At 62.7% G+C, this 13,925-nt stretch carries 12 protein-coding genes; all 12 read right to left on the reverse strand.

The genetic code is table 11. The features are described from left to right. Window positions 1–338: 338 nt before the first annotated feature. The 12 genes from QMX86_RS24390 to QMX86_RS24445 all read right to left on the reverse strand — a co-directional run bounded on the left by QMX86_RS24390 (window position 339) and on the right by QMX86_RS24445 (window position 13,738). Entirely contained in the window at window positions 339–3,416 is a 3,078-nt protein-coding gene (locus tag QMX86_RS24390) for an error-prone DNA polymerase (protein WP_282386763.1), read from the reverse strand. Then, a complete protein-coding gene (locus tag QMX86_RS24395; RefSeq protein WP_282386760.1) occupies window positions 3,413–4,828 on the reverse strand; it encodes a DNA polymerase Y family protein in 1,416 nt (471 codons plus the stop codon). Before QMX86_RS24395 ends, QMX86_RS24390 begins: the two co-directional genes overlap by 4 nt. A 5-nt stretch (window positions 4,829–4,833) precedes the next feature. Then, the gene (imuA, locus tag QMX86_RS24400; RefSeq protein ID WP_041478676.1) at window positions 4,834–5,451 is read right to left on the reverse strand and encodes a translesion DNA synthesis-associated protein ImuA; all 618 of its coding nucleotides are present in this window, start codon (window positions 5,449–5,451) and stop codon (window positions 4,834–4,836) included. After that, on the reverse strand, window positions 5,451–6,068 hold the full coding sequence (gene lexA, locus QMX86_RS24405; protein ID WP_073474832.1) for a transcriptional repressor LexA: 618 nt from the start codon (window positions 6,066–6,068) through the stop codon (window positions 5,451–5,453). The genes imuA and lexA overlap by 1 nt, the downstream gene beginning before the upstream one ends. A 196-nt stretch (window positions 6,069–6,264) precedes the next feature. Then, window positions 6,265–6,543, reverse strand: a complete 279-nt coding sequence (locus tag QMX86_RS24410) for a DUF971 domain-containing protein (protein ID WP_282386757.1) — start codon at window positions 6,541–6,543, stop codon at window positions 6,265–6,267. Then, window positions 6,540–7,502: a HEAT repeat domain-containing protein gene (locus tag QMX86_RS24415; RefSeq protein ID WP_282386755.1), complete on the reverse strand. Its 963-nt coding sequence runs from the start codon at window positions 7,500–7,502 to the stop codon at window positions 6,540–6,542. The genes QMX86_RS24410 and QMX86_RS24415 overlap by 4 nt, the downstream gene beginning before the upstream one ends. Next, a complete protein-coding gene (locus QMX86_RS24420) occupies window positions 7,499–8,347 on the reverse strand; it encodes an ABC transporter ATP-binding protein (protein WP_282386753.1) in 849 nt (282 codons plus the stop codon). The genes QMX86_RS24415 and QMX86_RS24420 overlap by 4 nt, the downstream gene beginning before the upstream one ends. After that, the gene (locus QMX86_RS24425; RefSeq protein WP_282386751.1) at window positions 8,347–9,135 is read right to left on the reverse strand and encodes an ABC transporter permease; all 789 of its coding nucleotides are present in this window, start codon (window positions 9,133–9,135) and stop codon (window positions 8,347–8,349) included. Before QMX86_RS24425 ends, QMX86_RS24420 begins: the two co-directional genes overlap by 1 nt. A 215-nt stretch (window positions 9,136–9,350) precedes the next feature. After that, on the reverse strand, window positions 9,351–10,775 hold the full coding sequence (locus QMX86_RS24430; RefSeq protein ID WP_282386749.1) for an ABC transporter substrate-binding protein: 1,425 nt from the start codon (window positions 10,773–10,775) through the stop codon (window positions 9,351–9,353). A 210-nt stretch (window positions 10,776–10,985) separates the two neighbouring features. Next, window positions 10,986–11,231: a ferredoxin family protein gene (locus QMX86_RS24435; RefSeq protein ID WP_003225615.1), complete on the reverse strand. Its 246-nt coding sequence runs from the start codon at window positions 11,229–11,231 to the stop codon at window positions 10,986–10,988. Window positions 11,232–11,258: 27 nt separating this feature from the next. Further along, the gene (locus QMX86_RS24440; protein WP_122692742.1) at window positions 11,259–12,989 is read right to left on the reverse strand and encodes a fumarate reductase/succinate dehydrogenase flavoprotein subunit; all 1,731 of its coding nucleotides are present in this window, start codon (window positions 12,987–12,989) and stop codon (window positions 11,259–11,261) included. After that, window positions 12,986–13,738, reverse strand: a complete 753-nt coding sequence (locus QMX86_RS24445; RefSeq protein WP_016774450.1) for a GntR family transcriptional regulator — start codon at window positions 13,736–13,738, stop codon at window positions 12,986–12,988. The genes QMX86_RS24440 and QMX86_RS24445 overlap by 4 nt, the downstream gene beginning before the upstream one ends. Window positions 13,739–13,925: the final 187 nt, after the last annotated feature.

Below are 13,925 nucleotides of genomic sequence, written 5' to 3' on the forward strand. Positions count from 1 at the left end.
CCTAATGCGCTACAACAACACCAGACTCCATAGCTACAACAACTACCGGTCACCGGTCGCCATGGAGAAAATGGCGGCCTGAAAAACCCTAACTGGTGTCCAATATTACTTGACCAGTTCAGCTTGCTCGCGAAGGCGGCGGCACAGTCAACATTGTCATTGCCTGAGACTGCGCTTTCGCGAGCAGGCTCGCTGCCACACTGATACGGGGCAGATCGACCATCTTCATCGCAACCAAAATCCCTGTGGGAGCGAGCTTGCTCGCGAAGGCGGCGGCACAGTCAACATCGTCATCGCCTGACACTGCGCTTTCGCGAGCAGGCTCGCTGCCACACGGGTCAGTGGAAATCGCGGCTCTGCACATGAATGCCATTGAGCAGCGGGCTCAGGTCGCTCATGCGCCCGGCGATCAGGTGGCGCACATCGCCTTCGCGTTCCCAGCGGCCGTCGACCTTGAGCAATTGCGACCCCACCAGCACTTGGCGCTGACGCTCGGCCAGGTCACGCCAGACCACCACATTGACGTTGCCGAACTCGTCTTCCAGGGTCACGAACGTCACCCCGCTGGCCGTACCGGGGCGCTGTCGGCCGGTGACCAGACCGGCCACGCTGACCGGCCGGCCATGTTCGATATCCATCAACTCGCGCGAACTGCGGCAACGCCGGGCCTGCAACTCGCCACGCAACAATGCCAACGGGTGCGGCCCCAGCGTTGTCCCCACCGTGGCGTAATCAGCATGCAGGTCTTCGCCAACGCTGGGTTTGGGCAAGACGATTTTGACTTCTTCCTCGTTGGGCAGGCCGGCGAACAGGCCGAGTTGTTTCTGCACCCCGGCCACTTCCCAACGCGCACGATGGCGATGCCCGGCCAAGCCACGCAAAGCGCCGGAGTCTGCCAGCAAGGCCTGCGCTCGACTGTCGAGGGCGGCGCGCTCACCCAGGTCAGCGACATCGGCAAACGCCCCGTGGCGGCGCGCGGCTTCGATGCGCCGGGCATCTTCTTCGCGAAACCCCTTGATCATGCGCAGGCCCATGCGAATCGCCGGTTGCCCGGTACTCAGCGGTTCGAGGCTGCAATCCCAATCGCTGGCGCGCACGTCCACCGGACGGATCTGCAATTGGTGCCGCCGCGCGTCCTGCAGAATCTGGTCCGGGCTGTAAAAGCCCATCGGCCAACTGTTGATCAGTGCACAGGCGAACGCCGCTGGCTCGTGACACTTGAGCCAGCAACTGGCGTAGGTCAGCAAGGCGAAACTGGCGGCGTGGGATTCGGGGAAGCCGTAACTGCCGAAGCCTTTGATCTGCTCGAAGATCTGCGCAGCGAATTCCGGTGTGTAGCCGTTCTTTTTCATGCCGGCGGCGAGGCGTTCCTTGTGCGGCTCCAGTCCGCCATGGCGCTTCCACGCCGCCATCGAGCGGCGCAACTGATCGGCCTCGCCGGGGCTATAGTCGGCAGCGACGATGGCGATCTGCATGACCTGTTCCTGGAACAACGGCACGCCCAGGGTTCTTTTGAGTACGACTTCGAGCGCCGGCGACGGATAGGTTTCCGCCTCTTCGTTATTACGTCGGCGCAGATACGGATGAACCATGCCGCCCTGAATCGGCCCGGGACGGACAATCGCCACTTCAATCACCAGATCGTAGAAGGTCTTTGGCTTCAGGCGCGGCAGCATCGACATCTGCGCCCGCGACTCGATCTGGAACACGCCGACGGTATCGGCGCGGCTGATCATTTCGTAGGTCGGTTTGTCTTCGGCGGGGATCGTCGCGAGCGTCAGGTTCAGATCACGATGCCGGCGCAGCAGATCGAAGCAGCGGCGAATCGCACTGAGCATGCCCAAGGCGAGGATATCCACCTTGAGCAGGCCGACCGCATCGAGGTCGTCCTTGTCCCACTGAATGATGGTGCGGTCGGCCATTGCCGCGTTTTCGACCGGCACCAAGGTGTCCAGCGGCTGCTCGGAGATCACAAAACCGCCGGGATGCTGCGACAGATGCCGGGGGAAGCCGATCAGTTGCCCGGTCAGGCTCAGTACCCGACGCAGCACCGGACTATCCGGGTCGAAGCCGCCTTCACGCAAACGTTCCAGCGGCGGCGTCTCATCGCTCCAGCGCCCGCAGCAGTCGGCCAGCGCGTTGATCTGATCCGGCGGCAGGCCGAGGGCCTTGGCCACATCGCGCACGGCACCGGTGGCGTGATAGGTGCTGACCACCGCCGTCAGCGCCGCACGTCCCCGGCCGTAACGGTTGAACACGTATTGCAGGACTTCTTCGCGGCGCTCGTGCTCGAAATCGACATCGATGTCCGGCGGCTCGTTGCGCTCTTTGGACATGAAACGTTCAAACAATAGCGTGGTGCGCTCCGGGTCGATTTCGGTAATACCCAAGGCATAACACACCGCCGAGTTGGCTGCCGAACCACGCCCCTGACAGAGGATTTTCTGTGTGCGGGCAAAGCGCACCACGTCGTGCACGGTGAGGAAATAGCTTTCGTAGCCGAGCTCGGCGATCAATTGCAACTCGTCATCGATCTGCTTGAGCACCTTGGCCTGAGGCCCTTTCGGCCAGCGCCAGGCAATGCCCTCCTCGGTCAGATGGCGCAACCAGGAACTGGCACTGTGCCCCTCGGGCACCAGCTCTTTCGGGTACTGATAGCGCAGCTCGCTCAGATCGAAAGTGCAGCGCCGGGCCAGGTTGACCGATTCTGCAAGCAAGTCCGGCGGATACAATGCGCGCAGCTCATCGAGGCAACGCAAATGCCGCTCGCCATTGGGATGCAGGCGCAGTCCCGCTCCGGCCACGGGGACGTGATGACGGATCGCGGTCATGGTGTCCTGCAAGGCACGGCGCCCCCGGGCGTGCATGTGCACATCGCCGCTGGCCACGGCTGGAATCTGCAACTCAGCCGCCAGAGCCAACAATGCCGATAGTCGCTGCTGATCGTTCTGCCCGCGATGCAGTTGCACCGTGAGCCACAGGCAGTCGCCGAATGTTTGCTTCAGCCAGCGCCCTTCTTCCCGGTCATCCACTGAATCCGGCACCCACAACACCAGCAAACCCGGCAGCGCTTCGGCGAAGTCTTCGCGCAGCACCTGATACTGGCCTTTCTGCGTACGCCGCCGAGCCTGGGTGATCAAGCCGCACAAGGCCTGATAACCGGCGAGGTTTTCCACCAGCAGCACCAGTTTCGGGCCGTTGTCGATGCGTATCTCGCTGCCGATGATCAACGGCAACTCAACGGACTTCGCCGCTTGCCAAGCACGGACGATTCCGGCCAGGGTACATTCGTCGGTGATCGCCAGCGCCTGATAGCCGTGCTTTTTCGCCCGCTGAAACAGTTCCAGCGCGCTCGAGGCTCCGCGCTGGAAACTGAAGTTCGACAGGCAATGCAGTTCGGCGTAATCGGCACTCATGCGAACCAGCCTTGCAGCCACAGCGGACCGCCCTCACCCACCGCCCGCCAGGCCCAGCCCTGCTGACCGGCGCGGTTCTGGATCAGGTAGTAATCACGCCGCACGTCGCCACCGTCCCACCAACCGGATTCGATGCGCTCAGGCCCCATGAGAATCCGCGCCGAACCTTCCGGCACGCTTTGCGGTTCGTTGAGCAGCCAGCCCGGACGCTGCACGCTGGGCAACCCCGTGCAAAGGTGTTTATCGGCAGCGTTCTGCCACGCGCACTCGGGGCGATGATCGGCCTGAAAGCGCAGCCCCTGCACCGCGTCATCACCCAGCCGTGCGCGCAGGCGTTCGCGCAATTGCTCCCAGGGCAAGGTCTGCTGCGGGCGGTCGTCGAACAGCTCCTGATATTGCGGAACGAAACTCGGCAGGTCTTCGGCGCGCAAGCGAAAACCACGCACCGGTGCCTCCACCTGAACTTGTTCCAGCCGGCCACGGGCCAGTTCGAAGAGCATCGCCGCGTCACGCTCGGCGCTGAGCAGGCCGACCTTGATCACTGTGTCCGGCAGCCCGGCGTGTTCCAGATGCAGGTCGAAACGCTGCACGCCACTGTCGCGCCCGCAGAGGAACGCCGACAAATCGCCGGTCAAGCGCCGTAACGGGAATAGCAAGGCTTGATGGGATTGCACGTCGAAATTCAGTTCGATGCGGATATCGAAACGGTCGGGCGGCAGATAGAACGCCAGCGCCAGAGGGCGTGCGCCGAACAGCGTGTCGAGGTGCTTGAGCATCTGCGCTTCGAAACGCCGGGCCAGTGCCTGGCGTGGCAGGCTTTGCACCTGACTGAGATTGCGCAGGCCCATGCGCGACAACGCCGTGGCGACATTCGGCTCCAGCCCGACGCGGTCGACCGGCAATTGCCCGAGATGATGCTGCAAGGCCTCGCCGTCCGGCACCACCAAGCCATCGTAGGCATTGGCCAGCACTCGCGCAGCCACCGGATTCGGCGCGGCGACGATGCGATGACGAAAGCCCAGATCTTTCAACTCCTGGCGCAGGCGAGCTTCAAATTGCGGCCAGGTACCGAACAGGCCGAGGCTGGATTCGATCTCGAACACCACGGTACGCGGGTAATGCACGCTGACTTGCGCGCTGAAACGGTAGGCCCATGCGGCGAGAAACTGCTGCCAGTGCTCGACCTCGGCCACCTCGTAATCGGCGGTGGCAAAGCCTTTGCTCATGGCTTGCGCGGCGGTCATCGACATGCCGGGGCGCAGGCCGAGTTTGCGTGCCGACGGATTAACCGCTTGCAGCACCCGCCGCTGGGCCGGGCCGCTGAGCAGGACCAGCGGCTCTTCAGGGTCGGGCCGCTGACGCAGCACAGCGTCGAGGGCCAATTGCGGAAACAGGATACATACCCAGCGCATGACGATCAGTGCCCCACGGCAAAGGCAATCGGCGCCGCCCGCGCCAGCCCGCCACGGCACTTGAGCACACGTAGCTGCGCCGGTTTGGCATCGATGGCTATGCGTAACGCTGCCGGTGACGGGTTGACCGCTTCGCTCAACGGGCGCCAGGCAAAGGCCAGGGTCTGGCCGGTTTCCGCCGCTACCTGCAAACGCCGCAAGGCTCGGTCATCGGCCTTGTTCGGCCAGCACAGCACCGCGCCGCAACTGCCCGAGCGCAGGCATTGCTCCGCCGCCCACAAGGCATCGCGCTCGCTGGCCTGAATCACCGACAACTGGCGCAGATCGACTCCGGCATTGGCCCAGGCCTGCGGGTATGGCACGAACGGCGGCGCCACCAGCACGATGCGCTCACCGGCCGCGGACAATCGCGCCAGGGTTGGCCAGACCAGTTGCAGCTCGCCGACACCGGGGCCGGCGAGAAGGATTTCGCTCAGCGCCGCTTCCGGCCAGCCGCCGCTGGGCAGAGCCGCGTCCAGTCCCGCATGCCCGGTCGGCTGCGGACTTGCCGCCGGTGGCGCAGGCCGGCCGCGCCAGACCTGGCCGCCATTGAACAGCGTATCCAACGCAACGACGGCGCCCATCAGCCTTGCCTCACCAGACCACAGAACACGCCTTCGATGGCCAGATCCTGATCGTTACGCACAACGATGGGCTGATAGGCCGGGTTGCGCGGCAGCAGGCGCACTTCATCCCCGACCCGTTCGAAGCGTTTGATGGTGACTTCACCGTCCAGACGCGCAACGACGATCTGGCCGTTCAGCGCCTCGGGATTGCGCCGCACACCGACCAGATCGCCATCGAGAATGCCGTCTTCGATCATCGAGTCGCCCTGCACCCGCAGCATGTAATCCGGGGTGCGGGAGAACAGCGCCGGGTCGAGCAGCAAACGGTTATGGATATCGACATCGGCGCCAATCGGTGCGCCGGCAGCCACGCGACCGAGTACGGGGATCTCCAGCAATTCCGGACGCGGCGGCTGACCGAGCAGGCGAATGCCCCGGGCCTGATGCGGATTGACCTCAATGAAACCGGCTTCGGTGAGCGCCAGCACATGCTTGCGCGCCACGCTGCGCGAGGCAAAACCAAAAGCCTCGCTGATTTCAGCGAGGCTTGGGGGCTGACCGTGCTCGGCGATGCGATCGCGGATAAAGGTCAGAATGGCGGTACGGCGGGGAGTCAGGTTCGTCATGGAGTACATTTGTACTCCTGTGGGAATTTCCTGACAAGAACCGCCAGTCGGCGCAAGCCGACGCAGGCAGCTGCAATCGGATCAATCTGTCTGATCGTTCCCACGCTCTGCGTGGGAATGCCTCAAGGGACGCTCCGCGTCCAGTGACGCGGAGCGTCACGGGCTGCATTCCCACGCGGAGCGTGGGAACGATCATCGGATAAGGTCAGGAACCCAGTTGCGCCAGGTACGCCCACGGGTAAATCCCGCGTTGATGGCCATCGCTGAACACCAGTTGCACACCATACCCCTGCGGATTGACCTCGATCAGGCGCACGCGCTCATCCACCAGCGGCGTGACGCCGCGCAGGCGAAATGCGCGGCATTGCGAGCAAGGGCATTGCCGGCGCAGATCGGCATGCTTGAGCAGCGATTCGCGCCCGTCCGGCCAGCTCAGGTGTAACGTGCGCTCACTCTGCGAGTTGCCCACCGACAGTGGGTTCATTGCAACTGACTCAACGCGATGCGCACGGCTTTGCGCACTTCCGGGTCGCCGTCGTCATGCGCCGCCTGCAACGCGGCCACGGCGCCGCGATCGTTCAATTCACCGAGGGCCAGCGCGGCTTCCTTGCGCAGATTGCTGATGCGGTGGCCAAGGGTGTCGATTAGCGCGTCCAGCGCCGGGGCGAAGCGCAAGCGGCCAAGGCTGCGAGTGGCGCGCAGGCGCACTTGCCAGTAATCATCGCTCAGCGCTTCGACCAAGGCCGGGCCGGCGTCGCTGTGGCCAACCTTGCCCAGCGTGGTCGCAGCTTCTTCGCGCACTTGCCAGGCAGGGTCGCGCAAAGCTTGGCGCAACGCTGGCAATACTTCGGCGTCGCTCGCCAGACCGAGCGCACCCGTCGCGGCGCGGCGCACTTCGGTGTCCGGGTCGTCGCTGGCCAGGCGCGCCAGGGCTGGCAGCGCGTCGAGCTGTTTGAGCCAGCCGAGCACGCCAACCGCTTCGCGCCGAACATGAGCATCGGCATCTTCCAATGCCGCGACAGCAGCCGGCGCGGCCTCGGCAAAGCGCAATTCTCGCAACGCCCGAAATGCGGCGACGCGCACACTGACATCGGCATGTTCGGTCCACGGCAGAATCACGCGCCCCGCCGCTGCAGTCTTGAGCAGGCTCAGGCTTTGCGCCGCTGCCGATTGCACAGCGGGCGACGGATCCGTCAGCGCTTCGCACAAGGCTTGCACGACCGCATCGTCCTCCCACGCTTCAAGCAATCGCGCAGCTTCAGCGCGAACATCCTCGGCAGGATCCTGACGAAGTCGATCAACCAGCCAGAGCAAGCCATCCGGTTCTTCGAGATCGGCCAGATCGATCAGGGCAATGCGCCGCACGCCCGGGTCTTCCGCCGTCAGGCGCGGTTGCAGGGCGAGGATGTCTTCGTTGTCGGTCACAGCAAAAATAGAGGTCATAGGGCAAATCGCGGCAAAGGGGTTTCAGGAGGCAGGCCGAGCGGATTGAGGCGCGGCAGCGATCGGTCGTTGTCGTGGCGCAGCAGGTCGAGGCAATGGCGTTTCAGTCGAGCGAACTCGGGGCTGGTCACCAGTTCACTGGTACGCGGGCGTGGAAAGTCCAGACGCAGGTCTTCGATGATTCGCCCTGGTCGCGCGCTCATTACCAGCAAGCGATCGGCTAGAAACAGCGCCTCGTCGATGTCATGGGTGACGAAAACCACGGTGGTGCGGATGCGCGTCCAGATGTCCAGCAGCAGTTCCTGCATGTTCAAGCGGGTCAGCGCATCCAGCGCGCCGAACGGCTCGTCCATCAGCAACAGGCGCGGTCGATTGACCAGCACCCGTGCGATCTCCACCCGCTGCTGCATGCCACCGGAGAGCTGGTCCGGCCAGCGTTCGGCAAAGCCTTCGAGGCCGACCAGTTTGAGAATGTCGTCAGCGGCTCGATGCCGCTCAGCCTTGCCGACGCCGCGCATCTTCAGGCCGAAGGCGACGTTGTCGCGCACCGTGCGCCACGGGAACAGCGTGTGGTGCTGAAACACCATGCCGCGCTGCGGCGACGGGCCGGTCACCGCGCTGCCGTCGACTTTCAAGCTGCCGGTACTGGCACTCAAGTGTCCGGCCAGGGCGCCGAGCAAGGTCGACTTGCCGCAACCGGACGGGCCGAGAATGCACACGAACTGGCCGGGTTCAATCTGGCAATCGAGACCCTGCACCGCTTCGAAGGCTTCGCGGCCCTGGCCGAGGACGATGGACAACTGGCGAATGTCGATCCGCCCTGCCGGGGTTTGCATGACGCTCATCAGGCTTTGCCTCGCGGTCGATGCCAAGGCGTGAACAAGCCGCCCAGGCGTTTGATCAGCCAGCTGCTGCCCATGCCCAACACGCCGATCAGGAGCATGCCGACGACAATGTCGGCGTAGTTCTGAATGGTGTAGGACTCCCAGGTGTAGTAACCGATGCCGAACTGCCCGGAGATCATTTCCGCGGTCACCAGACAGAACCACGAAGTGCCCATGCCGATCGCAAGGCCAGTGATGATGCTCGGCGCAGCGCCCGGCAGGATTACTTCCAGCAGAATCGCCCGGCGCCCTGCTCCGAGGCTTTTTGCCGAGGCGATCAGGCGTGGATCGACGCCTTCGACGCCGTGCACGGTGTTGAGCAGGATCGGGAATAGCGCGCCGGTGAAGGTGATAAAGACCATCGACAATTCCGAGGATGGAAACATCAGGATCGCCAGCGGAATCCACGCCACGGCGGGGATCGGGCGCAGGACTTCCAGCGGTGGCAGCAGAATGTCTTCAGCCCATTTCGAACGGCCGATGGCCAGACCCAGGGCAATGCCGAGGATCAACGCCGCCACGTAACCGGCGAAGACCCGGCCGAGGCTGCTGCTCAGGTGCTGCCAGAGTTTGCCCGAGTCGCCCAGGCCCAGCGCGGCTTCGATCACCGCCAGTGGCGTCGGCACGTTGGCAAAGGTGACCAGGCCGAGGTTCCAGTGATGGCTGGCGGCGAGTTGCCAGAAGAGCAGGCAGAGCAGGCAGAGCAGCAGTGAGGCGGCTTTTGATGTCCAGCGCAACGGTGTTTTCATAGTCCGGTTTCCAGTTCGGGTTCTGTGTGATGGCTGAGATTTACCCCCTCACCCCAGCCCTCTCCCCCAGGGGGGCGAGGGGGAAAGGGAGCCGATTTGCGTGCTTTTCACGACCTGAGTTCGACTCGGTACTTCACGTCGGCGTATCTCTCACCAACAACTCGGTCAGTCCCCTCTCCCTCCGGGAGAGGGTTAGGGTGAGGGGCTTTTGATCTTCAGCGCGCAGCAACAACCTGCGCAGTGGCATCGCTAAAGTCGAACACCTTGCCGCCCTGCGCCGCAGCGTATTGCTGGGCCTGGCCCTTGAGCAGAAATGCGCTGAGGCGACCCTTGGCATCGCTGGCAAACCACGCCTGTTCAGCGAGCAACTTGATCCCGCTGTCACTGGCCTGCGCATACACCGCACGAATGTTCTTGCCCTCCTGTTTCAACCCTGCCAACGCGGTGAAGGCCGCTTCAGCCGAGCCATAACGGCGGACTTTTTCCTCGCCACGCACCCAGATTTCCGCGACATGGCTGACGTCGGTGATGGCTTTGCCCGTCGCCGCATCCACACCCGGCACCGGCGTCTGCGCGTAGTTGGCCAGTTGCGCGGTGTAATCGAGGTTCGCAGCCTTGAAGGCGGCGCGGATGTACTGGTCGTCGATGAAGCTGTTCAGGTCGAGCCCGCGATCAGCTTTCTTCAGCAGCTTCAGGGTATCGATGGCGGTACCGACGGCCTGGCGATATTCAGGTTTCCAGCTCAGGTCGCGGGTCTGTACGCCGAGCGGGCCGTGGAACAGGTAGTTGACCTCGGCATCGACCCCGGTGACTTTGGCGATCAGTTCGCTGTACTTCTCCGGTTCGGCGGCGAGCAGTTGGTTGGCTTCGATGCTCGCACGCAGATAGGCGACGACGATTTCCGGGTACTTTTTGGCGTAGGCCTGATCCACCAGTGCGCCATGGAAAGTCGGCGCGTTGGCCTGAGCGCCGTCGTAGATCTTGCGGGCGAAACCACGGCTCGGGAACAGCTCGGCGAAGGGCACGAAATCGGCGTGGGCGTCGATCTTGCCGGCCTGCAATGCCGAGCCGGCGACTTCCGGTGGCTGGGCGATGATGTTGACATCCTTGAGCGGGTCCCAGCCCTGCTCTGCCACGGCGCGCAGCAACATGCCGTGAGCCGTCGAGGCGAACGGCACCGAAATGGTCTTGCCCTTGAGTTCACTCAAGCTCTGCACGGCCGAGGCGCTCGGCACGACGATGCCGTTGCCGCTGCCCTTGATGCTGCCCGACAGCACGCTGATGAACAGGCTGTGCTTGCCCGCCGTTTCGAACGCCACACCATTGAACGCACCGGGGAAATCGGCCATGGCGCCAAAGTCGAGTTTGCCGGCGACCATCTCGTTGGTCAGCGGCGCGCCACTGGTGAAGTTTTTCCACTGCACGTCGTACTTCGCGTCTTTGTAGGCGCCATCGTGGGGCAGGTATTTTTCCAGCAGACCGAGTTCACGGATCAACAGGCCACCGGCGGCGCAATTGATAGTGGTGTCCTGGGTGCCGATGGCGATGCGGATGGTTTCGGCCGAGGCCGACAAGGTGAATGAAGCCAGGACCAGCCCAGCGAGTGCTGCACGCAACATGAGTGTTTCCCCTCGAATCATTTGTTTGAGGTTCGTCTCCGCCGCGATCGGGGCGCGGTGGGAAACGAGGGGTGTTTTGCATTCAGCGTCCGGGGTTCTCCGGATGGCTATTGGATAATCACAATCGCAATGTGGGAGCGAGCCTGCTCGCGAAGGCGGCGGGTCAGCACCATCATTGTTGAATGAACGATTGCTTTCGCGAGCAGGCTCGCTCCCACAATGGATTTGGGGTCAACGCAACAAATAGGGGATGTCGACCTTCACCGCCCCCGTCGGGCAATCCTTCTCACACGGCATGCAGTACCAGCATTCATCGAACGCCATGTAGGCCTTTTGCGTGGCCGGGTTGATCGCCAGCAGGTCCATCGGGCAGACGTCGACGCACACGGTGCAGCCCTTTTCCGCGATGCATTTGTCCTCATCGACAGTGACCGGCGCGTTGGAGCGGAAGAAGATTTCCTGAGCTTGATAAGCCATGTTTCGGACTCTCTGAAAAATGATGTCTCAAGCGGCGAAGGCGCCGACCCGCAGGCGGTCGTAAGCCTGCATTTCCTCGGCGTCGAGCGGGATGATGTAGGGCTCGACGGCCTTCTTGAAACTGGTCATCTGGCCGTCCTCGCCCTTCTTCAGATGGCAGTGGCAGAACCAATCGGCGTCGTTGCGTTGCGGGTGATCGACGCGATAGTGGTACAGGCCCCAGCGGCTTTCGGCGCGGAACAACGAAGCGCGGGCGGCCATTTCGGCACAGTCGCGGATCACGCTGGTTTCCATCGCTCGCATCAGTTCGTGAGCGTTGTTGGCTTTCATCTGCTCGAGATCGCGCTCGATGTCGCTGAAGCGTTGCAGGCCGATCTGCATTTTTTTGGTCACTTTCGGCGGTTGCAGGTAATCGTTGACGAAGCGCCGCAGCTTGTACTCGACCTGCGCCGGCGGCAGACCGTCCTGGCGATCGAGCGGCGCGTAAACCCGGGCCTGTTCCTTGGCGATCTGCTCGCTGTCCAGTGCGGAAAACTCGCGGCCGGCGACAAATTCCGCGGCGTTGTGCCCGGCGAACCAGCCGTAAGTGAACGCGCCAAGCATGTAATTGTGCGGCACCGCAGCCATGTCGCCGGCCGAATACAAGCCTTTCACTGAAGTCTCGGCACGCTCGTTGACCCACACGCCGGACGCCGAGTGGCCGCTGCAAAAGCCGATTTCCGAAATGTGCATTTCAACCATCTGCGTGCGGTAGTCGGTGCCACGGTTGGCGTGGAACTGGCCACGGCTCGGGCGCTCATTGCTGTGCAGGATTTCCTCGATGTTCTGGATGGTTTCCTCGGCCAGATGGTCGAGCTTGAGGAACACCGGACCGTTGCCGCTTTCCAGTTCCTGGTGAAATTCCCACATCATCTGCCCGCTCCAGTAGTCGCACTCGATGAAGCGTTCGCCCTTGTTGTTGGCGGTGTAGCCACCCAGCGGGCCGGTGACGTAGGCGCAGGCCGGACCGTTGTAGTCCTTGATCAGCGGGTTGATCTGAAAGCACTCAAGGTTGGCCAGTTCGGCGCCTGCGTGATACGCCATCGCGTAGCCGTCACCGGCATTGGTCGGGTTTTCGTAGGTGCCCATCAGGTAGCCCGACGACGGCAGACCAAGGCGTCCGGCCGCGCCGCAGGCGAGAATCACCGCTTTGGCCTTGATCACATGGAAGTCGGCGGTGCGGCAATCGAAGCCCATCACACCGTTGACCGCGCCCTCCTCGTCGGTCAGCAAACGCGTGCAGACCAGGCGATTGGTGATGCTCACCCGCGCACGTTTCAACTGCCGATACAGGACTTTCTTGATGTCGTGCCCTTCTGGCATCGGCAGCACATAGGCGCCCATGTGGTGGACCTTTTTCACCGCGTAGTCACCGGTTTCGTCCTTCTCGAACTTCACGCCCCAGCGGTCGAGTTGTTCGATGGTTTCAAAACTGTGCGTCGCATAGGCGTAGACCGCCGCCTGATTGACGATGCCGTCATTGGCGATGGTGATTTCCTTGGTGTACTGCTCCGGTGTCGAGTGGCCGGGAATGATCGCGTTGTTCAGGCCATCCATGCCCATGCTGATCGCGCCGCTGCGCTTGACGTTGGCCTTGTCGACCAGCAACACGCGCAAATCGCGGTTCTTCTCCTTGGCCTTGATCGCCGCCATCGGCCCGGCCGTACCGCCGCCAATCACGACGATGTCGTATTCCTGTTCTAGAACGTTGCGGGTCATGCCTGCTCCCCTTTTTGCCGGTCGATCCGCAGGCGGTACTGGAACGCATCGCCACGGTAATAAAGGTGTTCAAAGTCCAGCGGCTGGCCTTGGGCATCGTGGGTCAAGCGCTCGATGCGCATGATCGGCGAGCCCGCTTCGACGTTGAGCGCCTGGGTCAGGTCGCTGTCGGCCAGTACCGCGTCGATGGCCAGATCGGCGTGGCCGAGGGCGATGCCGCAGTCGTTTTCCAGAATCAGAAAGATGTCGCGGGTGACCAGATCCGCCTTCTCCAGTCGTTCGCCAACGGCTTTGGGCAGGTAGGTAATTTCCAGCGAGATCGGCTCGCGGTTGATCAGGCGCACGCGTTTGATCTGCGCGACGATTTCACCCTCGGCGACCTGCAGACGCTCGGCCACACGCTTGTCGGCCGGAATGAATTTGAAACTGCGCAGGCGGTTGATCACTTCATAACCGCGCCCGGTCATCGACTCGGCGAGGCCTTGCAGGCTACTGACGTTCTGAAAGGTTTTCGGCTTGGCGACGAAGGTGCCCTTGCCGTGGATCTTGAAGATCAGTCCTTCCTTTTGCAGATCACCGAGTGCCTGGCGCACGGTGATGCGGCTGACTTTGAACAGCGCGCCCAGTTCGCTTTCGGAAGGCATCTGGCTGTCTTGCGGGTATTCACCGTCGAGAATCCGCGCACGCAGGACGTCGCGCAGTTGAGTGTGCAGCGGAACGCTACTGAGGGAGAGAACGTTATCGGTCATCGTCGGATCACTTGTTATAACGAGTTATGACGTGATCTTAGAGACGTTATGACGAGGTTGAGAAATATTGTTTGGGCATAACCTTAGATGCGTGTTGCGCCGGAAGACCTGTGGGAGCGAGCCTGCTCGCGAAAGCATTCTGTCAGTCAACACCTCCGTGACTGACACACCGCTTTCGCGAGCAGGC

The sequence above is a fragment of the Pseudomonas sp. PS01270 genome, from assembly GCF_029959775.1.
GTDB classification, from domain to species: Bacteria; Pseudomonadota; Gammaproteobacteria; order Pseudomonadales; family Pseudomonadaceae; genus Aquipseudomonas; species Aquipseudomonas atacamensis.